General features: G+C 54.2%; 24 protein-coding genes. 10 read left to right on the top strand and 14 right to left on the bottom strand.

Annotated elements, in window-relative coordinates:
* Nucleotides 1–54 precede the first annotated feature (54 nt).
* The gene (locus tag AC2FCQ_RS01925) at nt 55–405 is read right to left on the bottom strand and encodes a hypothetical protein (RefSeq protein WP_265553442.1); all 351 of its coding nucleotides are present in this window, start codon (nt 403–405) and stop codon (nt 55–57) included.
* 332 nt (nt 406–737) lie between these two features.
* Here AC2FCQ_RS01925 and mpaA point away from each other — a divergent pair, with 332 nt between their 5' ends.
* A complete protein-coding gene (gene mpaA / locus AC2FCQ_RS01920) occupies nt 738–1,445 on the top strand; it encodes a murein tripeptide amidase MpaA (protein WP_209633738.1) in 708 nt (235 codons plus the stop codon).
* 5 nt (nt 1,446–1,450) lie between these two features.
* Here the strand turns inward: mpaA and ycjG are convergent, their stop codons facing one another.
* On the bottom strand, nt 1,451–2,422 hold the full coding sequence (gene ycjG, locus AC2FCQ_RS01915; protein WP_490307433.1) for an L-Ala-D/L-Glu epimerase: 972 nt from the start codon (nt 2,420–2,422) through the stop codon (nt 1,451–1,453).
* A 224-nt stretch (nt 2,423–2,646) separates the two neighbouring features.
* On the opposite strand from ycjG, the gene tpx reads away from it, so the two are divergent.
* Entirely contained in the window at nt 2,647–3,150 is a 504-nt protein-coding gene (gene tpx, locus AC2FCQ_RS01910; protein WP_037415704.1) for a thiol peroxidase, read from the top strand.
* Nucleotides 3,151–3,214: 64 nt separating this feature from the next.
* Here the strand turns inward: tpx and tyrR are convergent, their stop codons facing one another.
* The 7 genes from tyrR to pspA all read right to left on the bottom strand — a co-directional run bounded on the left by tyrR (nt 3,215) and on the right by pspA (nt 9,214).
* Nucleotides 3,215–4,786 carry a transcriptional regulator TyrR gene (tyrR, locus tag AC2FCQ_RS01905; protein ID WP_490307432.1) on the bottom strand — a complete coding sequence of 524 codons (1,572 nt, stop codon included), beginning with the start codon at nt 4,784–4,786 and terminating at the stop codon, nt 3,215–3,217.
* A gap of 329 nt (nt 4,787–5,115) precedes the next feature.
* Entirely contained in the window at nt 5,116–6,177 is a 1,062-nt protein-coding gene (locus tag AC2FCQ_RS01900; RefSeq protein WP_404759529.1) for a TIGR01620 family protein, read from the bottom strand.
* Entirely contained in the window at nt 6,174–7,571 is a 1,398-nt protein-coding gene (locus tag AC2FCQ_RS01895; RefSeq protein ID WP_209633746.1) for a YcjX family GTP-binding protein, read from the bottom strand. The genes AC2FCQ_RS01900 and AC2FCQ_RS01895 overlap by 4 nt, the downstream gene beginning before the upstream one ends.
* Entirely contained in the window at nt 7,552–7,818 is a 267-nt protein-coding gene (gene pspD, locus AC2FCQ_RS01890; protein WP_265553456.1) for a phage shock protein PspD, read from the bottom strand. The genes AC2FCQ_RS01895 and pspD overlap by 20 nt, the downstream gene beginning before the upstream one ends.
* Before the next feature lie 84 nt (nt 7,819–7,902).
* Entirely contained in the window at nt 7,903–8,262 is a 360-nt protein-coding gene (pspC, locus tag AC2FCQ_RS01885; protein ID WP_209633750.1) for an envelope stress response membrane protein PspC, read from the bottom strand.
* Nucleotides 8,262–8,489, bottom strand: a complete 228-nt coding sequence (pspB, locus tag AC2FCQ_RS01880; RefSeq protein WP_012145351.1) for an envelope stress response membrane protein PspB — start codon at nt 8,487–8,489, stop codon at nt 8,262–8,264. Before pspB ends, pspC begins: the two co-directional genes overlap by 1 nt.
* A 59-nt stretch (nt 8,490–8,548) precedes the next feature.
* Nucleotides 8,549–9,214: a phage shock protein PspA gene (gene pspA, locus AC2FCQ_RS01875; RefSeq protein WP_037415723.1), complete on the bottom strand. Its 666-nt coding sequence runs from the start codon at nt 9,212–9,214 to the stop codon at nt 8,549–8,551.
* 184 nt (nt 9,215–9,398) lie between these two features.
* Between pspA and pspF the strand changes: the two genes are divergently transcribed.
* Entirely contained in the window at nt 9,399–10,406 is a 1,008-nt protein-coding gene (pspF, locus tag AC2FCQ_RS01870) for a phage shock protein operon transcriptional activator (RefSeq protein ID WP_490307431.1), read from the top strand.
* Nucleotides 10,407–10,600: 194 nt separating this feature from the next.
* Here the strand turns inward: pspF and zigA are convergent, their stop codons facing one another.
* The 3 genes from zigA to folE2 are packed head-to-tail and all read right to left on the bottom strand — an operon-like array spanning nt 10,601 to nt 13,280.
* Nucleotides 10,601–11,788: a zinc metallochaperone GTPase ZigA gene (gene zigA, locus AC2FCQ_RS01865; protein WP_209633754.1), complete on the bottom strand. Its 1,188-nt coding sequence runs from the start codon at nt 11,786–11,788 to the stop codon at nt 10,601–10,603.
* Between the two features lie 12 nt (nt 11,789–11,800).
* Nucleotides 11,801–12,361: a gamma carbonic anhydrase family protein gene (locus tag AC2FCQ_RS01860; protein WP_265553463.1), complete on the bottom strand. Its 561-nt coding sequence runs from the start codon at nt 12,359–12,361 to the stop codon at nt 11,801–11,803.
* Nucleotides 12,351–13,280 carry a GTP cyclohydrolase FolE2 gene (gene folE2, locus AC2FCQ_RS01855; protein ID WP_209633758.1) on the bottom strand — a complete coding sequence of 310 codons (930 nt, stop codon included), beginning with the start codon at nt 13,278–13,280 and terminating at the stop codon, nt 12,351–12,353. Before folE2 ends, AC2FCQ_RS01860 begins: the two co-directional genes overlap by 11 nt.
* A 205-nt stretch (nt 13,281–13,485) precedes the next feature.
* Between folE2 and sapA the strand changes: the two genes are divergently transcribed.
* The 6 genes from sapA (at nt 13,486) to AC2FCQ_RS01825 (ending at nt 20,407) form a co-directional block, all read left to right on the top strand.
* Nucleotides 13,486–15,135 (top strand): ABC transporter substrate-binding protein SapA, encoded by a 1,650-nt coding sequence (gene sapA / locus AC2FCQ_RS01850; RefSeq protein ID WP_209633760.1) that lies wholly within the window; start codon nt 13,486–13,488, stop codon nt 15,133–15,135.
* A complete protein-coding gene (gene sapB, locus AC2FCQ_RS01845) occupies nt 15,132–16,097 on the top strand; it encodes a putrescine export ABC transporter permease SapB (RefSeq protein ID WP_209633762.1) in 966 nt (321 codons plus the stop codon). Before sapA ends, sapB begins: the two co-directional genes overlap by 4 nt.
* Complete coding sequence (gene sapC / locus AC2FCQ_RS01840; RefSeq protein WP_209633765.1) at nt 16,084–16,974, top strand: putrescine export ABC transporter permease SapC; 891 nt, start codon at nt 16,084–16,086, stop codon at nt 16,972–16,974. Before sapB ends, sapC begins: the two co-directional genes overlap by 14 nt.
* Nucleotides 16,974–17,966 (top strand): putrescine export ABC transporter ATP-binding protein SapD, encoded by a 993-nt coding sequence (gene sapD / locus AC2FCQ_RS01835; RefSeq protein ID WP_209633768.1) that lies wholly within the window; start codon nt 16,974–16,976, stop codon nt 17,964–17,966. The genes sapC and sapD overlap by 1 nt, the downstream gene beginning before the upstream one ends.
* Nucleotide 17,967: 1 nt before the next feature.
* A complete protein-coding gene (gene sapF, locus AC2FCQ_RS01830) occupies nt 17,968–18,780 on the top strand; it encodes a putrescine export ABC transporter ATP-binding protein SapF (protein ID WP_209633770.1) in 813 nt (270 codons plus the stop codon).
* 427 nt (nt 18,781–19,207) lie between these two features.
* The gene (locus AC2FCQ_RS01825) at nt 19,208–20,407 is read left to right on the top strand and encodes a CMD domain-containing protein (protein WP_490307430.1); all 1,200 of its coding nucleotides are present in this window, start codon (nt 19,208–19,210) and stop codon (nt 20,405–20,407) included.
* Here the strand turns inward: AC2FCQ_RS01825 and AC2FCQ_RS01820 are convergent.
* Nucleotides 20,399–21,295: a LysR family transcriptional regulator gene (locus AC2FCQ_RS01820; protein WP_490307429.1), complete on the bottom strand. Its 897-nt coding sequence runs from the start codon at nt 21,293–21,295 to the stop codon at nt 20,399–20,401. The two genes, AC2FCQ_RS01825 and AC2FCQ_RS01820, sit on opposite strands and share 9 nt — an antisense overlap.
* Before the next feature lie 80 nt (nt 21,296–21,375).
* Nucleotides 21,376–22,545, bottom strand: coding sequence for a serine-type D-Ala-D-Ala carboxypeptidase DacD (gene dacD, locus AC2FCQ_RS01815; protein WP_209633777.1), 1,170 nt, complete (start codon nt 22,543–22,545; stop codon nt 21,376–21,378).
* Between the two features lie 281 nt (nt 22,546–22,826).
* On the opposite strand from dacD, the gene AC2FCQ_RS01810 reads away from it, so the two are divergent.
* Complete coding sequence (locus AC2FCQ_RS01810; RefSeq protein ID WP_490307428.1) at nt 22,827–25,133, top strand: FdhF/YdeP family oxidoreductase; 2,307 nt, start codon at nt 22,827–22,829, stop codon at nt 25,131–25,133.
* Nucleotides 25,134–25,143 lie beyond the last annotated feature (10 nt).

Raw genomic sequence — 25,143 nt, 5'->3', positions numbered from 1 at the left:
ATAAAAAATGCCCGCACGACAATGTCGATACGGGCATTTTTACTTCAGACGTTTTTACTCGTAAAGGTGAATGCTATTGATGCGGTAGCTGAACTCTTCACCCTCTTCTTCATCAAAAATGGTGAAGAAACCTTTTTCAGCCAGTGGTTTGGCAGAAATATCGGTTTTCTGCATCTGGCGCGATTCGGCATCATCATAGCCATAATCGAGATAGAAGCTGTTTTTCTGGTAGTCGACGTGCAGGGTAAACGGATAGTTTGACTCATCTCCACGCCCGTCGTCGTTCTTCACCACGCCAAACCATTCCCCCTGACGGATCTGGTTTTCCTCGTCCACGCCACACAGCAACGTAATGGTATCCTTATCATTTTCGCTATAGCTGGCGACTATTCTGGCTACTGGCATGTTAAATCCCCTTGCTGGTTATTGGCTTAGCTTCTGCCGATAGTATATACCCGTAATACTTGAAGCTGCATCTTTGTTGGCTGCCCTTACTCACCCGAATCACTGACTTGAGTAAGCTCATCGAGATTTATGCGGTTGCCGCCTCGATGCAACTCCAATTATTTGGGGTATAACAACAGCAACCTGCCTGGTGCGGTTTAATTAGCATTTTCGCTGCAGCCGGTTCACACATTGCGCAAAGGGTGCACAAATGCTCTGGGAAAGAGAAGCAAAACCGTAATACACTGAATAAAATGATAATCACTCTCGACCTTTAAATCAGGGACTACAGCATGATCCAGCATCGACCGCGCAGTGAACGTGGCCAATTGGCCGTTGCAGGAGAGAATTACGGCAGTTCGCTGTTGGGCGCGCCGCTCCTCTATTTCCCAGCGGCCATCAGTGGCCCAGAAACCGGGCTGATCATCGCTGGCACCCACGGTGATGAGGGTGCCGCGATCGTTACCTTGTCCTGTGCACTGCGCAGCATCGCGCCAAACCAATTACGTCATCATGTTGTGCTGGCGGTCAATCCCGATGGCTGTCAGCTTGGGCTACGTGCCAATGCCAACGGCGTTGATCTCAACCGTAATTTTCCTGCGGCCAACTGGCGTTCAGGCGACACGGTTTATCGCTGGAACAGCGCAGCAGAGGCCCGGGATGTCAAGCTCTCGACCGGCGGTCGCCCTGGGTCCGAACCTGAAACTCAGGCACTGTGTCATCTGATCCATCGGCTGAAACCACACTGGGTCGTGTCGTTCCACGAGCCCTTGGCCTGTATTGAAGACCCAGCCAGCTCTCGGCTAGGCGTTTGGCTTTCACATAAGTTTGCCTTGCCGCTGGTAACCAGCGTTGGCTATGAGACGCCAGGGTCATTCGGCAGCTGGTGCGCCGATTTGTCGCTGCCCTGCATTACCGCAGAATTCCCACCGATATCAGCCGATGCCGCCAGCGAAAGTTACCTTGATGCCATGGTAGAGTTGCTGACTTACCCGGACTAAACCGGTTATGGGGCGAGGTTAATCGCCCCACATTCAAAATCCAGCCCTGGCTCAACGTCCTTCGCCAACCAGGTCGGCCCATCCAGATCGACAAAACGCGCCCCCGGCGCCAGCGGCAACGCGGCATTGATCGCCCGCGAGGTGCACAGCATACACCCCAGCATAATGGCAAATCCGTCTTCCCGTGCCTTCTCAGCCAGCGCAAGCCCTTCCGTCAAACCACCGGTTTTGTCCAGCTTGATATTGATCATTTGATAACGGCCAACCAATTTGGCGAGATCACTGCGGGTATGGCAACTCTCATCAGCACAGATCGGTAACGGATGGATAAAGTTTTCTAGTGCGCCGTCATCCGTCGCCGGTAGCGGTTGTTCCAGCATCGCCACGCCCAAATCCGCGAGCAGTTGGCAACGGGCCGCCAGGCCTTCGACCTGCCACGACTCATTGGCGTCGACGATCAACGTCACATCCGGCACTGCCGAACGGATCGCCACCAGCCGTTCGCTGATCAAATGGTTGTCCAGTTTGATCTTCAGCAATCGCGCGCCCTGCTGCTCAAGCTCCCGTGCGGCGAAAGCCATCGCTTCCGGCGAACCGATACTGACGGTTTGCGCCATCAAAATACGTTCTGGTTCTACAACGCCACTGCGCTGCCAAAGATTCTGACCATTCAATCGGCATTCCAAATCCCACAATGCAGAATCAACAGCATTACGCGCAGCACCTGCTGGCATGAGGGCTTGCAGTTGCTCACGCGTCACGCCTTGCTCGACGGCCGGCGCCACGTCAGCAAGCTGCGCCATCACCGAAGTTTCACTTTCACCATAGCGGGGATATGGCGTACATTCACCGATGCCACGCACGCCCTGCTGTTCAATTTCGACCACCACCACGTTGGCTTCAGTACGGCTGCCGCGGGCAATAACAAAGGCAGTATGCAACGGCCAGGCTTCTGGGTAAAAACGCATGCTTCTCATAGCGGCTCCTGGGCGGAAATAGCGCATAAAGTCGGACAGATGCGCGGGCGGTTTTTTCAACACACTCTAATATATACAACTATTTAGCAAACTTTATATATCCAACCCACAATTGTTGACATAAACTGAGGCCAGGGTGTGAACCTAATGTTAAACACGGGCCGAAAGGCACGTCTATTAGGCTCATGCCCTTTGTACGTACCCAAAATAAAGGAATCAAGCTAATGACTCAGACAGTACATTTTCAAGGTAACCCGGTAAGCGTTGCAGGACACCTGCCACAGTCAGGCGAACAAGCCAAAGCCTTCTCACTGGTTGCCAAAGACCTGTCAGACGTAGCGCTGAGCAGCTTCGCAGGGCAACGTAAAGTCCTGAACATTTTCCCAAGTATTGATACTGGCGTTTGCGCGGCGTCAGTACGTAAATTCAATCAACTGGCCAGCGGTCTGGATAATACCGTTGTGCTGTGCATTTCCTCCGATCTGCCATTTGCACAGTCACGTTTCTGTGGCGCAGAAGGCCTGAGCAACGTCGTCACTCTGTCTACCCTGCGTGGCGCAGAGTTCAAACAGGCTTACGGTGTTGAAATCGCTGAGGGTCCGTTGGCGGGTCTGACTGCCCGTGCCGTTGTGGTGTTGGATGGTCAGGACAACGTGCTGTACAGCGAACTGGTGAATGAAATCACCAACGAGCCAGACTACGATGCAGCGCTGGCTGCGCTGAACTAATAAAAAAGACCGGTAATTCACCGGCCTTTTTACCTTGAAACGGGCGCTTATTGCGCCCGTTTTTTTATTCTTCGCTTTCCTCTGCCGGCTTACGGCTACTTAAGCCATACTCCCGCAGTTTATTGGCGATCGCGGTATGCGAAACCCCCAAACGCTTTGCCAGTTTTCGCGTACTGGGGTAAGTACGGTACAACCGCGTCAGCACTGAGCGTTCAAAACGTTTGCTGATGTCGTCAAGCGAACCGTCCAACACTTCATCACCCAGTGACATCTCAACTTCAAACTCCGGCAATACAATATCTTGTGGGCGTAATTCGAAGCCTTCGGTTTGTGTCAACGCACGGTAGATTGCGTTTTTTAACTGCCGCACGTTGCCCGGCCAGCCATATTTACTGAGGAAACTGCCCAGATCGTTCGCCAGCTTTGGTCGCGCTACACCCTGCTCATCGGCAAAGCGCGCCACAAACAGCTCGGTCAGCGGCATAATGTCTTGCGGGCGTTCACGTAACGGCGGAATGGTAATGGTCAGTACGTTAAGACGGTAATAGAGATCCTCGCGGAACTCACCGCGCTGCACCAGCTCAATCAGGTTTTTCTGCGTCGCGCAGATCACGCGCACATCCACATGCACTTCGTGTTCTTCACCGACCCGGCGGAAAGTGCCATCGTTAATAAAGCGCAGAAGTTTTGTCTGCATGCGCGGGGACATTTCACCGATTTCATCCAGCAGCACCGAACCACCGTGCGCCTGCTCGAAGAAGCCCTTCTTGCCTTCAAGCGCATTGGGATACGCACCCGCGGCATGGCCGAACAGTTCACTTTCCGCGACATCATCCGGCAATGCGGCACAGTTCAATGCCAGGAACGGTTGCTTGCCCCGCGGGCTACGCAGGTGACAAGCACGGGCCAGAATATCTTTGCCAGTACCGGTGTCCCCCACAATCAGCAGTGGTGCATCCAGCATCGCTAATTTGCGGGCCTGGTCCAACACGTGACGCATTTTCGGGCTGGCGGCGACGATATGATCAAACTCGGTATCATCATTCACCGACAAATTCTGTAGCTGACGCCCCATACGTGCCGTAGATTTCAACATCACTACCGCGCCTACGGCGGCACTCTGCTGGTTTTCGTCTTCCAGATAGATTGGCGTGATATCCATCAGGAAATCCTGGCTGCGGATCACGACACGTTCAGATTGCGGCGTCGTCTGTTCGCTCTCCAACCAGCGGTTGAAGTTATAACCCCCAATCAATGCAGTCGCGGTCTGATTACGGATCTTGTCTTCGCTGAAACCGAACAATGCCTGCGCTGCCGGGTTGGCCAGTTCAACCTTGCCTTTCATATCAATTGAAAATACCGGCTCCGGCATTGACTCCAACAGCGCACGCAGCGCACGGTGTTCACGCTCAGACGGCATGAAATTCACAGTACGGACATCTGTCACGCCGGCAATACGGCGGATCTCCGCCATCAGCGCACGGAAGGTGTCAAAGTCCAATTGGGAAAAGTTGAGGTAAATGCGGCCAATGGGATCGATTTCGATGCCACGTAAATCGATGCTGCGCAATACCAAAAGATCGAGCAACTCTCGAGTCAGACCGAGACGGTCTTCGCAAAAAACTTCCAAACGCATCAGTATTGGCCTTATCTCAGCAGGTGCGGGGATGACTGGCGATGATGATACTCTCTCACCTCAAGCGGTAGAAGCAATCTGTCAGCAAAAGTTGACAGAACTCTGATTTATCGCTGTTGTTGATGATTTTAAACGCAAGTGAATAACACCATCGGCGTCATTTTAGCTTATCTGTAGAGTGTTATCACAACCATCAATAAATTAGCAGATAAATATAATGCATTTGCAGGGGGATCGTCTTTCGTCAAGTGAGGGTTACGTCTTGGCGTTATCGAGGGCTGATCGAGGGCGAAATAAACAACGGCGCCAAAAGAGGCGCCGCCGATCGGTTATTTGGCTTTGTTGTCGCTTTTTTTCAGCGTGTCTTTCAATTGCCCCACCAATTGGCTGCGGAAATCACCCAGCTTTGGTTTTTCCCCTTCAAGCCAGGGCAACGGGCGGCATAGTTCCATCGCCTTGATACCCAGTCTGGCAGTCAGTAAGCCGGCCCCGATCCCCTGCGCCGCACGGGCAGAGAGTCTGGCCGCTAAATCTTGCGACATCCAATCCATACCCACTTCGCGCACCAATTCTGACGCGCCGGCAAAGGCAATATTCAACAACACCAACCGGAACAACCGCAGACGACTAAAGTAACCCAGTTCGATGCCATACAACGCCGCAATGCGGTTGATAAGACGAATATTACGCCACGCGATAAACGCCATATCCACCACCGCCAGCGGACTGACAGCGATCATTAACGTAGACTCGGCTGCCGAGCGGCTAATTTCACGCCGCGCCTGGTTATCCAGTACCGGTTGTACCAACTTGGCATAGAGCGCGACAACTTCACGATCGTTTTGAGTTTCATGTAGCGATGCCTGCCAACGTTGCAATGCGGGGTGCCCTTGATCAAGGCCTGCCTGGCGCGCCAGTTTTTCACAAAACTCACGGCCTTTACCCAGCCCGTGGCTATGCAGCAGCTCACGCGCGACATCGCGTTCTTCTGCACGCTGGCGCAACCGATATAACCGGCGCCACTCGGTCACGACCGAGCCCACACCGGCAAAGACGATCAAACCGCCTGCCACGCCGCCGCCCAGGGCGATCCAATCCTGCTGTACCCAGGCGGTATGCACCCACTGTACGCCCTGTGCCACCACGCTAATGCCAAACAGCCCCAGCCCAGCGGTGACCATTTTGCGCCACAGACTGCGTTTGGGTTTCAGCGCCGCGTTAATAATGCCTTCGGCGCGCCCTTCTTCCTCTTCTTGTTCTAACTCCGGTGCCGCAGGGAAAAAGTGCTCAGCCTGCTGTTCGTCAAACGCCACATTGGCGCGCAACACAGGCTCTTGCGGCGCTTGTAGCGGTTCTTCAAAATCGATACGCGGTTTTATCGGCTCGCTCATCGCAATTTATCTCCCAGTAAAAACTCCATTACCGCGTCCAGACGAATATGCGGTAATGGACTGTCCACACTCATGGCGCGTGGACGAAACTCATCGAAATGGAAGCCCTGATTCTGCCAAAATGCCGGCCCCGGCAAACGCGCGGGGACTTCGCCGGGGAATACCGTCAGCGGTGCGCCGTCGTTCAGGCGGTTGCCCTTTAACGCCGGGATCCGCTGCCCCTGATGGTCAACAATGCCACTTTCAGTGGCCTGCACCGAAGCCAGCCCGACGCAATCCATGCTGATCCCCTCAAACGCGGCATTCTGCCATGCCTCCTGCACTAACTGTTGCAACAGCGACACCAAATTGGCGTGTTGGTCGGCAGTGATGTGATCGGCCTTGGTGGCAGCGAACATCAGTTTATCGATGGTGGGTGAAAATAACCGGCGAAACAGCGTACGCTTACCGTAGTGGAAGCTCTGCATCAATTGGGTCAGCGCCAGCCGCATATCGTTAAACGCCTGTGGACCGCTGTTGAGTGGTTGCAGGCAATCCACCAGCACGATCTGACGATCGAACCGGACAAAATGTTCTTTATAAAAGTTTTTGACGATCGTCTGGCAGTAATAATTGAAACGCGCTCGCAGCATGCCGATGTTGCTGTGTTTATCTGCCTGTGCCAGTTTCGACTCACCGAGACTGTCCACATTTGGCCATGGGAAGAACTGCAATGCGGGTGCGCCTGCCAGATCGCCCGGCAGTACAAAACGGCCCGGCTGAATAAAATGCAGCCCTTCGCTTTTACAGCGCAATAGGTAGTCGGTATAGGCTTGGGCGATCGCCGCAAGCTTGTTTTCATCAGCCGGGGCGAGCGGATCACAACTTTTGCACAGTTCCAGCCAAGGTTTGGCCCACTCGGCACGATCGCCCTGCAGTAAGCCCGCCATTTGACGCGACCAGGCCAGGTAATCCTGTTCCAGCATCGGCAAATCCAACAACCACTCCCCTGGATAATCAACAATCTCCAGATACAGCGTTGAGGTGTCTTTGAAATGGCGGAGCAGTGAATCATTGGAGCGGTAACGTAGCGCCAGACGAATTTCGCTGACGCCACGGGTCGGGGTTGGCCAACTTGGCGGTGTGCCATAAAGCTGTGCCAGCCCTTCATCATACGTAAAACGCTGAATGCCAAGATCGCGCTGCGGGATACGCTTTACACCCAGCAGCCGCTCTTCACGCACGGGTGAGAACAGCGGCATGCGCGCACCGCTGTGAACGTGCAGCAATTGATTGACGAAGGCAGTGATAAAAGCCGTTTTGCCGCTACGGCTAAGGCCGGTTACCGCCAGACGCAGGTGGCGATCCATTCCGCGGTTGACCAGCGACGTTAACTCATTTTGCAGTCGTTTCATTGTTCTCCTTGGCATAACGCCCAAATACTTTGTTCAGGCCTTTGCGGAACAAGGGTTCCAGAACCAGCGCCAGTACAAAGCGAATCGGTTTGCGACCGACGGTCCGCAACAGCCAGCCGGCCGCGCCTGCAGGACCGTAATTCAGTAACGCTATGATGATGACTTTAGACAATGTCTTCAACATTGCACCGGCTCCTTGTTTAAATCCACCGGATTTAACGGTGTTTACGGCATGGATTTTGTTCACTATCAATGCCCTCCGGCACAGTTGGGTTCAAAAGGATGTCACGGGTGCAATGCCTGACCTGCGCCAAGCGCAGGCCTTCGCACGCTATAACTTGCGGAAACGACTCTGCACGCCAAAGGTATCCGACGTCACATAACGCTCAACCTGCCGCAATTGCTGTTCGCCACTGCCCAATTCATATTCAAGCTGGTCAAGCAACTGCCGCGGTGATTTTTGCTGTTCGCCTTCGAAGCGGCTGGCCGGTGCTTCGTCCAACACAAACACCAACGCGAAATACGCGATCAAGGTGAAGAAAAACAGCCCGAAGAACATCGATAACACCACAATCACGCGGATCAACCGCACCGGCACGTCAAAGTAATGGGCTAAACCGGCGCAGACCCCCTTCAGCATCCCTTCCTCAGGAACGCGATAAAGCTTTTTGCTGCCCAGAGTCGTGTTCATCAAGACTGTCTCCAGTTCGGGTGTTCTGCATCGAGGATCTCTTCCAACGCCTGGATGCGTTCACGCATGCGCTTGGCATCTTCGGCCAACTGCGCCAACCGCTGCATTTCCTGATGGCTTAGCTGGATGCCGTTTTGTTGCCGATTGCTGTAATGCAGCCAAAGCCAAATCGGTGCGACAAACAACACAAAGATTGTCAACGGAATGGCAAGTAATAGAGCACTCATTTCTTTTCCTTCTCAATGCGTCTTGGGTTGGCGGCCACACCACCGTGGCCGCTGCCGCCTTACTCAGAGCGGTTCATTTTAGCTTTCAGCGCCGCCAGTTGCTCACTGATCGCGTCGTCAGCTTTTAATTCGGCAAATTCTTGATCCAGAGACTTCTTTTTGCCGATGATGACGCTTTCTGCCTCGGCTTCCATATGGTCAATGCGGCGTTCGAACTGTTCGAAACGCGCCATTGCCTCATCCAACTTGCCGCTGTCGAGCTGACGGCGTACGTCGCGGGAAGACGACGCGGCCTGATGGCGTAATGTCAGGGCCTGCTGACGAGCACGAGTTTCGGTTAGCTTGTTTTCCAGCTCGCCGATTTCGCTTTTCATACGGGCCAGCGTTTCTTCTACGGTAGAGACTTCATGAGTCAACGTAGCGATCAGGTCAGCCACTTTTTGTTTTTCGATCAGGGCCGCACGCGCCAGATCTTCTTTATCTTTACGCAGTGCCAGTTCAGCTTTGTCCTGCCAGTCGCTAAGCTGGTTTTCACCCTGCTCAATGCGGCGCAGCAATTGTTTCTTCTCCGCCAGCGCGCGTGCTGAGGTAGAGCGGACTTCAACCAACGTGTCTTCCATTTCCTGGATCATCAAACGCACGAGCTTTTGCGGATCCTCTGCCTTATCCAGCAGCGTATTAATGTTGGCGTTCACGATGTCGGCAAAACGAGAAAAAATACCCATAATTCACTTCCTCTTGGTTCTGATGGCGTCTGAAGCGCCGCGTTAGGTCATACAGATTGCCCAAAGACTTAATCAAAACCCGTGCCAACTTTTATATTGTTGAATATAAACGATTATTTATTTTTGACTCTCTACACACATACTGTAGAGTGATTATTTTCACCAAACATTGGCGAATTTCATCATGAGCGAACAGTTAGAAAACCTGCTGGGCGAAGCAAACGCCTTTGTCGAAGTATTGGAGCAAGTCTCGAAACTGGCAAAGCTGAACAAACCGGTGTTGGTGATCGGTGAGCGCGGGACAGGTAAAGAGTTGATTGCTCACCGATTACATTACCTTTCTAATCGTTGGCAGGGGCCGTTCATTTCACTTAACTGCGCCGCATTGAACGAAAACCTGCTGGATTCAGAGCTGTTCGGCCACGAGGCGGGAGCCTTTACCGGTGCGCAAAAGCGCCATTTGGGCCGCTTTGAACGTGCCGACGGCGGTACCCTATTTCTCGACGAACTGGCCACCGCGCCTATGTTGGTGCAGGAGAAACTGTTAAGGGTCATTGAATATGGTCATCTGGAACGCGTCGGCGGCAGCCAGCCATTACAGGTTGATGTGCGCCTCGTGTGCGCAACCAATGACGATTTGCCTGCACTGGCTGCGGCGGGTAAATTCCGTGCCGATCTGCTGGACCGGCTGGCATTCGACGTAGTCCAGTTACCGCCGTTGCGTCAGCGACAACAAGACATCATGTTGCTGGCCGAGCATTTTGCGATTCAAATGTGCCGCGAGCTGTCGCTGTCATTGTTTCCTGGTTTTACCGAGCGGGCCAAAGACACCTTGCTTGGCTATCACTGGCCAGGCAACGTGCGCGAATTGAAAAACGTGGTGGAGCGTTCAGTGTATCGACACGGTACCAGCGCCAGCGAACTGGACGAGATTGTCATTAATCCCTTTGCCCAACGGGCAAGTTCACCGCGACCTTCTGAACACGTCACCCGTGAGGATGGCCCCTCTCTACCAATGGATTTAAAAACGTGGCAGTTGGCACAGGAAAAGTCGTTAATCGAATCGGCGCTGCAACAGGGGAGATTTAATCAGCGCAAAGCGGCTGAACTGCTGGGGCTGACCTATCACCAGTTGCGCGGCATGCTTAAAAAGCACGCGTTATTGCAAAATGGTGAGGCGGACGAAGAATAACAGGCAAAAAAAAGCCAGCACCCGAGCTGGCTTAAAAAACACTGGAAGCAATGTGAGCAATGTCGTGCCTTTCACAGCTGAACCACCGTGTACGTGGCCTTCCGTGAACTGCCAAATGATGATAATAGTTATCAGTATCATCTGTAAAGCACTTTGTTGAGAATTTTTCTCATTACCACACTGTCATTGTGCAATTACCACTCAGGGAAGGGATCTGCCAGCTCATGCCAGTAATCTACCCCCGCCGCCATTTCCTCATCACTCAGCAGGCAAGCGTCAAGTAAACGCGTTATTTCAGCCTCCTGCAGGTTTTGTCCGATAAAGACCAATTCCTGACGCATATCGCCAAAGGGTTCCACCCAGTTGTCCATAATATGCGCCCGGGTCTCTTCATCTTGTGGCCAGTTTTCCTGGGCAATCGCACGCCAGAACGTGCCCGCCAGCCCATAATGAGCGATGCCACCGGCCTGACTCCACTGTCCAGCCTGACGCGGGCGTGTCGCCAACCAGTAGAACCCTTTGGAACGTAACAGCTTGCCACCGCCCCAATCGCCATTAATCACGCGGTAAAACTTATCGGGTGCAAAAGGCCGCCTGGCCCGGTAAACGAAACTGCTGATGCCATAGTTTTCTGTTTCAGGCAGATGTTCACCACGCAGTTCCTTAAGCCAACCCGGTGCCTGCTGTGCTTTATCAAAACTGAAGCTGCCCGTGTTCAATACCGCCTCCAATGGCACCTTGCCGGGGGAGATGGCGATAATAGTGGCGTCCGGATTCAGACTGGCGAGCAACGCCATCACCTCACCCTGCTGTTCTGGGGTCAGCAAATCCGTTTTGCTGACCAGCATCACATCGCAGAACTCAATTTGTTCTATCAGCAGATCCGCCACGCTGCGTAAATCGTCTTCACCCAGGCTTTGCCCTGCCTCTTGCAGCGTTTGTGCCTGCTGGTATTGCTGGATAAAATTCACCCCGTCCACCACGGTGACCAACGTGTCCAACCGGGCGAATTGCGACAGGCTTTCCCCTTGTTCGTCTTCAAAGGTGAAGGTTTCTGCCACCGGCAAGGGTTCGGAAATGCCACTGGATTCGATCAGCAGATAATCAAAACGACCGGCCTGCGCCAATTCACGCACCGAAATCAGCAGATCTTCGCGCAATGTGCAGCAGATACAGCCATTGCTCATCTCCACCAATTTTTCCTGCTGGCGATCAAGCTGAACTTCGTTCTCTACCAATGCGGCATCGATGTTCACTTCGCTCATGTCGTTAACGATCACCGCCACACGCATGCCCTGGCGATTATTCAGGATATGGTTCAATACTGTGGTCTTACCGGCGCCGAGAAAACCGGAAAGCACGGTTACGGGTAATGGATTCATGGAATTCCTCACTCAAAACTCATTGCGTAATGCCTGGTAGCCGCGAACCAATTCAACGTTGGTGGCCGCTACCTCTTCAGAAAATTGCAGGGCGTTGCGATCAACCTGCGGATACAACGACAGATCGCTGTCGGCGCCGACACGTTCGGTTGAGGGGATATACAGGTTTTCCGGGAGCGTCACGCCGTCCACCACCGCGTTGTAGCGCACCACACACCCGGAGCCAATGTGGCAATTGAACAGCACGCTGTTAAAGCCGATAAACACCCGATCGTCGATACGGCACGGGCCATGAACGATGGCACGGTGGGCAATAGAACTAAAACTGCCGATGGTAACCGCCGCGCCGCTTTTCGAATGGATCACCACACCGTCCTGAATATTGGAATGGGAACCGATAATGATCGGATCCATGTCGCCTGCTGCATTCAGCTCATCCGCGCGGATCACCGCGTACGGCCCTACGTAGACAAAATCTTCAATAATCACCCGGCCGCAGATAATGGCGGTAGGGTCGATATAGGCTTTCGGCGAGACCTGCGGCAAATGGCCACTCGGGTTTTTACGTAGCATCCTGATGTTCTCCCCAACTCAATTCCGCCACTGCATTGTGTGCATGCAAGCTCTCTTGATGCTCCACACGCAGCGAAAAGGCACGGTGACTGCACTGGCTGCGCAATGTTCGGTACAAACGGCGCGCAGCGTCCTCACAAAACATCAGGTTCTGCCCGTTGGCCAGGGCAAATGCCTGCTCATCCCGGCGTTTCACCAGCGTCTGCAACGGCGTCCCCAACGCATGCTCGATACGATCAATTAAATTGATCACCGGCAAGACCGTTTCACTGTCATTCAATGTGACCGTCACCCAAGCCCAACTGCGCTGACTGTGAGGTGTGGCAGGCATTCCCTGTTCTCCCAGCCAATCGATAACCTGCTGTTGGTCAACCGCGTCCGGTGCCTGTTCGAAATCAAACTGAAACTGTTGCTGTGCCAGTTGCCGACTCAGCGCCGCCGAACTTGGGCAAGTAGAGGAATACGGCACACCGACCGTCAACGACAGCGTCATTAGGGTTGTCAGCGTGGCGTCAATTTTCAGCGGATAGGCTTTCCAGCCACGGTGTGGTGACAACAACGCCGGACGTGACAACAGCAGTTCGCCGCTGATACTCAAATTTGCGCGATCGCTGTTCTCCGGCTGGGATGCCAAAAAAGCCCGCAGCTGGTCGGCAATGCGTTGCGGCGTCAATTCCCCTTGCGTTAATTCATCCAACGCCAGATAAAGACGCGACATATGTATGCCTCGCGAACCCTGCTGGTTGGCACGCAGATTGATCCCAACGTTGACCCGAGCCATCAGCGGCTTACCTGCCAATTCCAGCGGCAGAGCAATCCCTTGCATCCCGACCCAATCGAGCCCGACATCACTCATTGCGCCCTGCCATGCCTGTGCATCCGGCAGCGGCTGGCAGGGTGGAAGTGCAACCTTGTTCATACATCCCCTTGCGATTATTGGTACATTGCCAGAGAACGGTAACATGAATTTGTAATGTTATAACATAACAAATATAACTTTTTTGCCGACGACCGCGAATTGTTCAATCAAGTAGCAGAAAACTCAGCCATTTTGCTCAATGGATTGGGCTGTTCGCCAGAGTGCGATACACTAATGCTATTGCTTATTAACCCATGAAGCCTCTATGCGTGGTTTACCCCTTTGGATCTTGTCGTTGTGCCTTACGAGTTCAGCTCTGGCAGCGACACCCCCTTCGCCCGCTGCGGTGCAGCCGTTGCCGGATATCCGCCAGAGCGGTTTTGTTTATTGTGTCAGCGGCATACTCAATACCTTTAACCCGCAGATGGCCAGCAGCGGCCTGACCGTCGATACGTTGGCCGCACAGCTTTACGATCGCCTGTTGGATGTCGATCCTTACACCTATCGGTTGATCCCCGAACTGGCACAAAGCTGGGAAGTGCTGGATAACGGCGCAACTTACCGTTTCCATCTGCGCAAAGATGTGCCATTCCAGACCACGGCCTGGTTCACACCGACCCGAAAACTGAATGCCGACGATGTGGTGTTCAGCTTTGAGCGCGTGTTTAACCAGAAACACCCGTATCACGACGTTAACGGCGGCGAATATCCGTACTTCGATAGCTTGCAGTTTGGCGACTCGGTACAAAGCGTGAAGAAGCTCGACGACTATACGGTAGAAATTCGGCTGCAAGCGCCTGACGCCTCCTTCTTGTGGCATATCGCTACCCATTATGCGCCCGTGCTGTCGGCAGAATACGCAGATGACCTGACGCGTGAAGGCCACCAAGAAATGATCGACCGTGAACCTGTTGGTACCGGGCCGTTCCTGTTAAATGAATACCGTTCCGGGCAATATATTCGTCTGGCGCGCAACGATGTTTACTGGAAAGGCAAACCGCGCATGCCACAGGTGGTGATCGATCTGGGTGCCGGCGGCACCGGTCGGTTATCCAAGTTGTTGACCGGTGAATGTGACGTGCTGGCCTATCCTGCCGCCAGTCAGCTTTCGATTCTGCGCGATGACCCGCGCCTGCGCCTGACGCTGCGGCCGGGCATGAATATCGCCTATCTGGCCTTCAACACCCGTAAACCACCGCTTAATGATTTGAAAGTCCGTCAGGCAATTTCACTGGCGATAAACAACCAACGCCTGATGCAGTCGATTTACTACGGCACGGCGGAAACCGCCGCCTCAATTCTGCCGCGCGCCTCGTGGGCCTATGATAACGAAGCACATGTCACTGAATTTGACCCGGCCAAATCACGCGAAATACTGAAACAGGCGGGTATTGAGTCGCTAAGCCTGCGCCTGTGGGTGCCAACGGCATCGCAATCCTATAACCCCAGCCCGTTAAAGACCGCTGAATTGATCCAGGCGGATCTCGCTCAGGTCGGCATTAAAGTCACCATCGTGCCTGTCGAAGGCCGTTTCCAGGAAGCCCGCTTGATGGAAATGAATCACGATCTGACCCTCACCGGCTGGGCCACTGACAGTAATGACCCGGACAGTTTCTTCCGCCCGCTGCTGAGCTGCGCAGCAATCCGCTCGCAAACCAACTATGCTCACTGGTGTGACCCAGGGTTTGATGAAGTGCTGCAAAATGCCCTGCTGTCACAGCAATTATCACAACGCATCGAAAACTATCAGAAGGCGCAGAAAATACTTGAACAGCAACTGCCGGTGCTGCCGCTGGCGTCTTCATTGCGTCTGCAGGCCTACCGTTACGACATCAAAGGACTGGTATTGAGCCCGTTCGGCAATGCGTCATTCGCCGGGGTGTACCGTGAGTCTGCGGAGGGGCCGAAAAAGTGATTATCTTTACCTTACGCCGTTTCTTGCTGCTGCTGATCACGCTGTTTTTCCTGACGTTGGTCAGCTTTAGCCTGAGCTATTTCACGCCGCGCGCACCACTCAACGGTGCCGCTCTGTTGGATGCCTATCAGTTCTACTTTGTCAGCCTGCTGCATTGGGATTTTGGCGTTTCCAGCATTAACGGCCAGGCGATCAGTGAACAATTGCGAGAAGTGTTCCCGGCAACCATGGAACTGTGCATTCTCGCTTTCACCCTGGCGCTGTTTATCGGCATCCCTCTTGGCATTATTGCCGGCGTGATGCGTGGTAAATGGCAAGACACCGCCATCAGCACCTTTGCATTGCTCGGTTTTTCGATGCCCGTGTTTTGGTTGGCGCTGCTGTTGATGCTGTTTTTCTCATTGCATCTTGGCTGGCTGCCGGTTTCCGGCCGCTTTGATCTGCTGTATCAGGTTAAACCTATCACCGGTTTCGCCCTAATTGACGCCTGGCTGTCCGACTCACCTTATCGCACTGAAATGATCGGCAGCGCGCTGCGCCATATGATATTGCCGATTGCCGCGCTGGCGGTGGCACCGACAACCGAAGTGGTACGCCTCATGCGCATCAGCACCGACGATGTTCTCAGCCAAAACTACATAAAGGCCGCGGCCACCCGGGGTTTATCCCGGTTCACCATTATTCGCCGCCACGTGCTGCATAATGCACTGCCACCGATCATTCCCAAGCTGGGGCTGCAATTCTCCACGATGCTGACGCTGGCGATGATCACCGAAGTGGTGTTCAGTTGGCCAGGCCTCGGGCGTTGGATGATCAACGCCATCCGCCAGCAAGATTATGCGGCAATCTCCGCCGGCGTCATGGTGGTCGGTACCTTAGTGATCACCATTAACGTATTGGCTGATATTTTAGGTGCTGCCACCAACCCACTGAAGCATAAGGAATGGTATGCCCTTAGATAACGTATACCGCGAAAAGAAAATGCCAAGCCCGCTACTCTATACCTGGCGGATTTTCTACGGTGATGCATTGGCGATGATTGGCTTCTACGGCGTGATAGCGTTATTGCTGCTTTCGCTGTTTGGCAGTCTGTTGGCACCTTATGCGCTTGATCAGCAATTCCTCGGCTATCAGTTATTGCCGCCCTCCTGGTCGCGTTACGGCAACGTTTCCTTCTTCCTCGGGACCGACGATCTTGGCCGCGATATTCTCAGTCGTCTGCTGACCGGTACCGCGGCCACGTTTGGCTCGGCGCTACTGGTGACCCTTGCCGCCGCCCTTGTCGGGGTGATTCTCGGGGTGTTCGCCGGGGTGACCCGTGGCCTGCGTTCTGCGGTGCTGAATCATATTCTCGATACCCTGCTTTCCATTCCTTCGCTGCTGCTGGCGATCGTCGTGGTCGCTTTCCTCGGGCCAAAACTCGAGCACGCCATGTTAGCCGTTTGGCTGGCGCTGTTGCCACGCATGGTGCGTACTATCTACAGCGCAGTGCACGACGAGTTGGAAAAAGAATATGTGGTGGCCGTACGTCTCGACGGCGCCTCTACATTGCAAATCCTGTGGTACGCCGTAATGCCTAATATTGTCGCGGTGCTGGTGACCGAGTTCACCCGCGCATTGTCGATGGCCATTCTGGACATTGCCGCCCTGGGCTTTCTCGATCTTGGCGCACAGCTCCCGTCCCCGGAATGGGGGGCCATGCTCGGCGATTCGTTGGAACTGGTGTACGTAGCCCCCTGGACCGTGATGCTGCCAGGTGCAGCGATCCTGTTCAGTGTGTTGCTGGTTAACCTGCTGGGCGACGGTATGCGTCGTGCAATCAATACAGGGGTGGAATAATGCCATTACTTGATATCCGCAACCTGACAATTGAATTTATGACTGCCGAAGGGCCGGTCAAAGCGGTTGACCGCGTCAGCATGACGCTGAGCGAAGGTGAAGTCCGCGGGCTCGTGGGCGAATCCGGCTCAGGCAAAAGCCTGATCGCCAAAGCCATCTGTGGCGTCACCAAGGACAACTGGCGCGTCACCGCTGACCGTTTCCGCTTTGATGATATTGATCTGTTGCAGCTAACGCCACGTGAGCGCCGCAAGCTGGTTGGCCACAATGTTTCGATGATTTTCCAGGAGCCACAGTCCTGTCTGGATCCTTCTGAAAGCATTGGTCGCCAGTTGGCACAGGCAATCCCCGGTTGGACCTATAAAGGCCGCTGGTGGCAACGCATTAACTGGCGCAAACGTCGCGCTATTGAGTTATTGCACCGTGTCGGCATCAAGGATCATAAGGACATCATGGGCAGTTTCCCTTACGAGCTGACCGACGGCGAGTGCCAGAAAGTGATGATCGCCATCGCGCTGGCTAATCAGCCGCGCCTGCTGATTGCCGATGAACCCACCAACGCGATGGAACCCACCACCCAAGCGCAAATTTTCCGTTTGCTGGCGCGCCTGAACCAAAACAACAACACCACCATTTTGCTGATCAGTCACGATTTGCAAATGATGAGCAAATGGGCCGATCGGGTTAACGTGCTGTACTGCGGCCAAACGGTAGAAAGCGCCCAGTGCGAAGATCTGCTGGCTGCACCGCATCACCCTTACACGCAGGCGTTAATCCGCGCAATGCCGGATTTCGGCCGCGCATTGCCGCATAAAAGCCGCCTCAACACCCTGCCTGGAGCCATTCCGTCGCTGGAGCATTTGCCGATCGGTTGTCGTTTGGGGCCGCGCTGCCCCTATGCGCAGAAAAAGTGCATTGAGACACCGCGTCTGCGTCCGGTAAAAAACCACCTGTTCGCCTGCCACTTCCCGCTGAACATGGAGGAGCAATAACATGGAAACGCTGTTGGAAGTGCGCAATCTGAGCAAAACCTACCGCTATCGTACCGGGCTATTTCGCCGCCAACATGTCGAAGCGGTGAAATCGGTTAGCTTTACCCTGCGCGAACGGCAAACGCTGGCGATTATCGGTGAGAACGGTTCGGGGAAGTCAACATTGGCCAAGATGTTGTCCGGCATGGTAGAGCCATCATCCGGCGAACTGTTGATCGATGACCATCGACTTAACTACGGCGATTATCGCTATCGCAGTCAGCGGATCCGCATGATATTTCAAGATCCGAGTACCTCACTCAATCCGCGCCAGCGTATCGGCCAGCTGCTTGATGCTCCGTTACGGCTTAATACGGACATGGCTGCGCCAGAGCGCGAGCAACAAATCAACCAGACATTACGCCAAGTGGGGATGCTGCCCGATCACGCCAATTATTACCCGCATATGCTGGCCTCCGGCCAAAAACAGCGAGTGGCGCTGGCCCGTGCGCTAATCCTGCAACCCAAAGTGATTGTGGCTGATGAAGCATTGGCCTCGTTGGATATGTCGATGCGCTCGCAAATCATTAACCTGATGCTCGAGCTACAAGAGAAGCATGGCATCTCCTATATCTACGTGACTCAGCATCTGGGGATGATGAAACACATCAGCGATCAGGTCATGGTGATGCACGAAGGGGAAATCGTTGAGCGCGGCAGCACCGCCGAGGTATTGGCTTCGCCGTTACATGATCTGACCAAACGTCTGATTGCGAGCCACTTCGGCGAAGCGCTCACGGCTGACGCCTGGCGGCGCGACGGCGGTAGGTTCTGACAGCCAGCCTAACGAAGACAACCCGCTCCCGAGCGGGTTTTTTACCGCCGGAATTCGGCCGGCCCTTAGCCAAAAACCTCAGATACAAACTACATTTTTGTTATATATCATTATATTTTATTCCATTCAGTTATTGATTAGCACGTAACATTATTTTATCTCGCCAATCGAATCGGTGAGGATATCCCCTACGTTGAGCTTCTTAAACGACAGGATATCGCACTGATGAACAACCTACGCCATCGCCGACTCGCGCAGTTTTTGCTCGCTTTAGCCGCAGGTTTCTCTGTTTATGGTCACGCACTGTGTTGCGATGGCCAGCGCTAATCCTGTCATTTCATGCCCGCTTTCGGGCATGTTGCCTTTTGCCCTGCCGCCGTTGCTTGCCGCACCGGTGGCTGTTGCTCTTGATTAAGGATTATCCTCTATGGAACTACTACGTCGACAACATAATGCCCAGTGGTATCACGAAACCCAAAGCAGCGTACGCGGGGAGCAACCACTGGAGCCGCAGGCGGCAGGTATTCGCGACCGGTTCTTACTCGGGCTGGGTGCCTTTGCCGACGAAGCGCTGAACACCGCACTCACTGCCCGGGCTGGCGTATTCAACGCCTCGCTTGCCAGTTACCACGTGTTGTTTCCCGATCGGGTCGCGTTAACACGAACAGTGACACTGTCACCCTATGACCGCCTCAGTACCGCGTTGACCGTAGCCCAGGTCACCGGTGTTCAGTCTCTTTGTAGTCATTACGCGGCCCGCCTTGCCCCGCTTTACAGTCCCGATGCCTCACGTGAAAGTAATATCCGTCTCGCACAAATCACTCAATATGCACGCCAGCTTGCCACACAACCAACGTTGATTTGCCGTAAGGCGCTGCAACAGTTGAGTGACGTCGGGCTGAGTCCGGCGGATATCGTGACGTTTTCGCAAATCATCGGTTTTGTCAGTTATCAGGCAAGAGTGGTTGCGGGTGTGGCAGCATTAGCTGGGCGGCCGGCAGGCGTGGTTCCGGGCTTCCCGAAGATAGACGATGCAGCAGGGATAGAATTCACGGAAGAAGAACTGAGGTGGCAGTCCCGGTTATCGGTTGTTGAATTGGACAGCGCTCGCGCGGAGCAATTAGACGTACTTGATCAGAGCCATCCTGATGCCCGCAGCGAATCATATTACCTGTTGCTGGCCCACGATGCCCCAGCGCTACGTGAACGCAATGGCGTCTTTAACAGCATTAATGCTGACGGGTACGGCTTATCCGGGCGGTTGAAAGCGCTGGCAACACTGGCGGTTTCTCGTATTAACGGCAGTCGTTACTGCGCCTCAACCGTGGCACAGGATATCCAGGACGACTCGCTGACGAATGCGCTCTTTGCCAGCATTCATCACGGGCTGGTAAGTGTGAATAATCCCGTCTCTCATGCGGTGATCGGTGTTGTCACAGACCTGACCCGCACGCCGGAAAAATTCACTCCACGCAGCGTACAGCCGTTGTTTAACAGCGGCCTGAACCAGGCACAGGCCTTGGACGTCATTCTGACTGGCGCACTCTACGCCTGGGAAAACCGTTTACGCCAAACCCTTGGCGACACACAGGGTGTCAGCGAAAGCCAAGCGGAAGCGTTATCGTAACAACCAGCCGCGCGCAGCATCAAAGAAGTGCTGCGCCAACGGTGATGCACGCCCAGGCTCAGCAACAACAACTGCGGCATGGCGCGGCATGGCAGCGATAGCGACCGGCCGGTGATGCAACTCAGGCATCATGGTCGGCAACAGGTTGCCAGGCGGGAATAACCCACAGCCCAACCCGACAAAAATCCCCTGCAGTAACTGGAATATCGACGTAGTTTCCATACGCACATGCAGCGTCAAACCGGCCTCGCGAAAGTTTTGATCGAGGTAACGACGGAAGTAACGCGTCGGTTCCGCCAGGCACAGTGGCAATGCAGCCACCTCCTCCAACGTCAGTGGCGCGTCGCCGACTAATTCGGGAAAGTGTTCAGGGTGGAAAACCAACTCAACGCCAGCGTCCGCCAAGGGCTGCGACTGAAAGTGCAGCTCTTGCAACGTGGACAGTTCAAAGAAACCGATACCGATATCGACAGTATGCGCCGTCAGCGCTTCGAGTAGCTGATCGGCGCTCAACACCGAGACCCGGTAATCTAATTGGGGAAATCGCTCGCTGACCGCCTTTAGCATTTGCGCCAAGGATATACTGCATTGCGGTACAGCACCGATCCGCAACGTGCCGTTCAGGCCGTGCTTAAGCGACTCCACCTCCAGTTTCAACCCCTGATAAACCGATACAATCTCACGCGCCCACGACAGCACCCGCTCTCCTTCGGCAGTGAAACCTTCGAAGTTGTTACCACGGTTGATCAACGACACGCCAAGCTCTTTTTCCAAATTTTTCAGCCGCATAGATAACGTCGGCTGGCTGACAAAGCTGGCCTCCGCCGCGCGGCCAAAGTGGCGTTCACGCTCAAGATTACACAGGTAGATCAGTTGCTTAATATCCATAAAACGGCTCAGTGAGTCACGACTGGCTTGAGTATATCATTGCTACAGAATTTCGGGCGCCGCGCCCAGCGCCCCAAGCATCAGATTTTCAGTTTTACCGCATCCATCAGTCGCGAGAACATGCCGCCTTGTTTGATCTGTTGCAACGCCACCAGCGGTAACGTCTTCAACAGGTTACCGTTGTCACTGATGCGAATTTCACCCACAGGCTGCCCTGGTTCCAGTGGTGCATCCAGGCGCGTTGCAGTCACCACATATTGCGCCTTCAGCTTGTTCGCCTCCGTTTTCGGCAGGCTAATGTATTGATCCTGCGCGCTACCCACGGCGACCTCATGGCGATCGCCATACCACACCTTTTCCTGCCCCAAACGTTGCCCAGCGCTGAAAAGATGGACCGTGGCAAAATCACGCAGGCCCCAGGTCAGCAATTTGCGAGCCTGCTCTTCGCGCCCTTTCGCGCTTTTACCGCCCATCACCACCGCAATCAACCGGCGGTCACCCTCAGTCGCTGAAGCAATAATATTAAAACCGGCAGATTCGGTATGACCGGTTTTCAGCCCGTCTACCTGCAATGCTTTATCCCACAGCAACCCGTTGCGGTTCTGCTGGGTGATGCCATTCCAGGTCAGCGATTTTTCGCTGTACATATGATATTCCGCCGGTTCACTCATGATGATGGCGCGTGAAATTACGGCCAAATCACCGGCGGTGGTGAACTGGCCCGGGGCGTCCAAGCCGTGGACCGTTTCGAAATGCGTATTTTGCAGGCCAAGCTGGGTGCTCTTTTCATTCATCAGCTTCACGAACGCCGCCTGGCTGCCCGCGACATAATCGGCCATCGCCACGCAGGCGTCGTTGCCGGAGTCAATGATAATGCCTCTACTGAGGTCGCGAACCGTGACCCTGTCACCTGGCTTCAGGAACATCAGCGATGATCCCTTGAATACCGGATTCCCCGCCGCCCAAGCGTCTTTACCCACCGTCACCACGTCATCCAGACCGATTTTGTGTTGGTCGAGCGCATGATCAATCACCAACCCAGTCATCAGTTTGGTCAGACTGGCCGGATTACGACGTTCATCTGCGTTTGCCTCAGCCAGCACCTGGCCGGTGGTATAGTCCATCAATACGTAAGAGGCGGCGTCTATCGCTGGCGGCGTATTGAGTGGAAAGTTAAGGGGGGCATCTGTCGCCTGAGCTGCCAACGGCAGCAAAATACCGGTTATCACCGCCAATGTTAAATGCTTCAATCACTGTTCCTCAGGCCCTGGGGGCTAAATAAAATACCAATATAATCTGAGGCATAGACTGCATTAATCGGAGGTAAAGCGGAATCAATACTCTTTTTCAGCGGGTGTCATTATGCAACGATTTGTATGTTAATCATTTCTACGCGATAGACTTGCTCTATGCCGCCATAGTCCTATTCGATTAGACGCCCGTGCCTCACCCTCCTAAACTTGTGACATAAACACTGAAAACGCTTAAAAAAGCGTTCACTTTTTAGCTACAACCACCTGCGAAGACCAATATGAAATTCAAACCGTCAATAAAGCCTTATACCGGCGCGGCGGGCGGCTGGGGTTCACTCGAAGCCACCACTCGCTATGTACTCGACAGCAAACAGACGCTGAAAAACCTGCGTAACCTGATGCGTGTGAATAAAGCGCGCGGTTTCGACTGCCCGGGCTGCGCCTGGGGCGACGACAATCACAGCACCTTCAGTTTCTGCGAAAATGGCGCGAAGGCCGTCAGTTGGGAAGCCACACGTAATGCGGTTGAACCTGAGTTTTTCGCTGCTCATAGCGTCAGTACCTTGCTCCAGCAAAGTGACTATTTCCTGGAGTATCAGGGGCGACTCACCCACCCGATGCGCTATAACGCCGAAACCGATCATTATGAACCGATCGCGTGGCCGGATGCGCTGGCGTTAATCGCCAAGCACATCAACAGCATGGACAATCCAAACCAGATTGAACTCTATACGTCGGGCCGTGCCAGTAACGAAGCTTCATATCTGTATCAATTGTTCGGTCGCATGCTCGGCACCAGTAATTTCCCTGACTGCTCCAATATGTGCCACGAAGCCAGCGGCGTGGGGCTAAAACAGAGCATCGGCGTCGGTAAAGGCACCATCCGTATGGATGACTTTGAAAAAGCCGATGCGATTTTCGTGTTTGGTCAAAATCCCGGCACAAATCACCCGCGCATGCTGCACAGCCTGAAAAACGCCGCCAGTCGCGGGGCCCGTATCGTCAGTTTTAACACGCTGCGCGAGCGTGGGCTTGAACGCTTTGCCGACCCGCAAAGCCCCATTCAAATGCTGACACCTAAGTCATCACCGATCAGTTCTGCCTACTTCCAGCCTAATCTCGGTGGCGATATGGCGGCGGTGCGCGGCATGGTGAAAGCCCTGTTGGAAGGTCACCGCCAGCGTTTGGCCGCCGGTGAGCCCGGCCTGTTCGATTTGGCCTTTATCGAGCAGCACAGTGTTGGTGTAGAGCGCTATTTGGCACAGGTCGACGCCACCACTTGGGATCAGATCACCCATCAGTCCGGCCTGAGCGAGGCGCAGTTGCGCCAGGCTGCTGCCATTTATCAGGGGGCTGAGCGCGTGATCTGCACCTGGGCGATGGGCGTGACACAGCATAAACACTCTGTGCCAACGGTGCGTGAAATCACCAACTTGCAGCTGCTGTTCGGTCAATTGGGCAAACCCGGTGCCGGACTGTGTCCAGTACGTGGTCACAGTAATGTGCAAGGCAACCGGACGATGGGCATCGATGAGAAATCCCCTAAAGCCCTGCTCGACAGCCTGGAGAAACACTTTAACTTCTCGCCACGCCGTGAACAGGGCCATAACACCGTCGAGGCTATCGAAGCGATGCTGCGCGGCGACGTTAAGGTATTGTTGGCGCTGGGCGGTAATCTAGCCGCTGCGGCACCCGATACCGAACGCACCGCACGTGCCTTACGCTGTTGTGACCTGACGGTGCATATCAGCACCAAACTCAACCGTAGCCATCTGGTGACCGGCAAAGACGCCCTGATCTTGCCTACGCTGGGCCGTACCGAACAGGACCTGCAGGCCAGCGGCCCGCAATACATCACGGTCGAAGACTCCTTCAGCATGGTGCATGCCTCTGAAGGCGTCGGCAAGCCGCTAGCAGAAACACAACGCTCTGAAACGGCGATAGTCTGCGGTATCGCTGATGCTGTATTGGGCAACCAACAGCTCGACTGGCTGGAACTGGCAGATGACTACTCATTGATTCGCGATCATATCGCCGCCACGATCCCTGGTTTTGAGGATTTCAATCGTCGCTGTGATCAGCCCGGCGGTTTCTATCTGGGCAACGCTGCCGCAGAACTTCGCTTCGCCACCCCCAGTGGTAAAGCAGAGTTCGGCTCGGCACCGTTACCGGACAGTCTGTTCCCGCAACTGGATGGCCGTCAGGCGCCCTTCACGCTGCAAACCTTGCGCTCACACGATCAGTACAACACCACCATCTACGGGTTGGATGATCGCTATCGTGGCGTGTATGGCCAGCGAGAGGTGTTGTTTATTCATCCTGAAGACCTGGCCGCACTGGATATGCAAGACGGTGAATTAGTTGAGATCGAAACCCTGTGGAATGACGGTATAACCCGCAAGGTCAGTGGTTTCAAGCTGGTGAGCTACGATATCCCGCGCGGTAATTTGGCCGCCTACTACCCCGAAACCAACCCGCTGGTACCGCTGGCCAGTTTTGGTGATGGCACCGGCACACCGACGTCCAAGTCAATACCGGTCGCTATCCGTCGTTGCGTCGCACAGCCCACGTTACGCATTGCCTGATCTGCTGCGC

Source organism: Serratia sp. CoH_134_PS_4 (genome assembly GCF_058190535.1).
Note: the sequence above shows the minus strand (reverse complement) of the source record. Positions and strands in the feature narration are given on the sequence as shown.

Bases quoted from the DNA above. Each gene is read 5' to 3' on its own strand.
- AC2FCQ_RS01925 (WP_265553442.1), bottom strand. From the start codon at position 405: ATGCCAGTAGCCAGAATAGTCGCCAGCTATAGCGAAAATGATAAGGAT.
- mpaA (WP_209633738.1), top strand. From the start codon at position 738: ATGATCCAGCATCGACCGCGCAGTGAACGTGGCCAATTGGCCGTTGCA.
- ycjG (WP_490307433.1), bottom strand. From the start codon at position 2,422: ATGAGAAGCATGCGTTTTTACCCAGAAGCCTGGCCGTTGCATACTGCC.
- tpx (WP_037415704.1), top strand. From the start codon at position 2,647: ATGACTCAGACAGTACATTTTCAAGGTAACCCGGTAAGCGTTGCAGGA.
- tyrR (WP_490307432.1), bottom strand. From the start codon at position 4,786: ATGCGTTTGGAAGTTTTTTGCGAAGACCGTCTCGGTCTGACTCGAGAG.
- AC2FCQ_RS01900 (WP_404759529.1), bottom strand. From the start codon at position 6,177: ATGAGCGAGCCGATAAAACCGCGTATCGATTTTGAAGAACCGCTACAA.
- AC2FCQ_RS01895 (WP_209633746.1), bottom strand. From the start codon at position 7,571: ATGAAACGACTGCAAAATGAGTTAACGTCGCTGGTCAACCGCGGAATG.
- pspC (WP_209633750.1), bottom strand. From the start codon at position 8,262: ATGAACACGACTCTGGGCAGCAAAAAGCTTTATCGCGTTCCTGAGGAA.
- pspB (WP_012145351.1), bottom strand. From the start codon at position 8,489: ATGAGTGCTCTATTACTTGCCATTCCGTTGACAATCTTTGTGTTGTTT.
- pspA (WP_037415723.1), bottom strand. From the start codon at position 9,214: ATGGGTATTTTTTCTCGTTTTGCCGACATCGTGAACGCCAACATTAAT.
- pspF (WP_490307431.1), top strand. From the start codon at position 9,399: ATGAGCGAACAGTTAGAAAACCTGCTGGGCGAAGCAAACGCCTTTGTC.
- zigA (WP_209633754.1), bottom strand. From the start codon at position 11,788: ATGAATCCATTACCCGTAACCGTGCTTTCCGGTTTTCTCGGCGCCGGT.
- AC2FCQ_RS01860 (WP_265553463.1), bottom strand. From the start codon at position 12,361: ATGCTACGTAAAAACCCGAGTGGCCATTTGCCGCAGGTCTCGCCGAAA.
- folE2 (WP_209633758.1), bottom strand. From the start codon at position 13,280: ATGAACAAGGTTGCACTTCCACCCTGCCAGCCGCTGCCGGATGCACAG.
- sapA (WP_209633760.1), top strand. From the start codon at position 13,486: ATGCGTGGTTTACCCCTTTGGATCTTGTCGTTGTGCCTTACGAGTTCA.
- sapC (WP_209633765.1), top strand. From the start codon at position 16,084: ATGCCCTTAGATAACGTATACCGCGAAAAGAAAATGCCAAGCCCGCTA.
- sapD (WP_209633768.1), top strand. From the start codon at position 16,974: ATGCCATTACTTGATATCCGCAACCTGACAATTGAATTTATGACTGCC.
- sapF (WP_209633770.1), top strand. From the start codon at position 17,968: ATGGAAACGCTGTTGGAAGTGCGCAATCTGAGCAAAACCTACCGCTAT.
- AC2FCQ_RS01825 (WP_490307430.1), top strand. From the start codon at position 19,208: ATGGAACTACTACGTCGACAACATAATGCCCAGTGGTATCACGAAACC.
- AC2FCQ_RS01820 (WP_490307429.1), bottom strand. From the start codon at position 21,295: ATGGATATTAAGCAACTGATCTACCTGTGTAATCTTGAGCGTGAACGC.
- AC2FCQ_RS01810 (WP_490307428.1), top strand. From the start codon at position 22,827: ATGAAATTCAAACCGTCAATAAAGCCTTATACCGGCGCGGCGGGCGGC.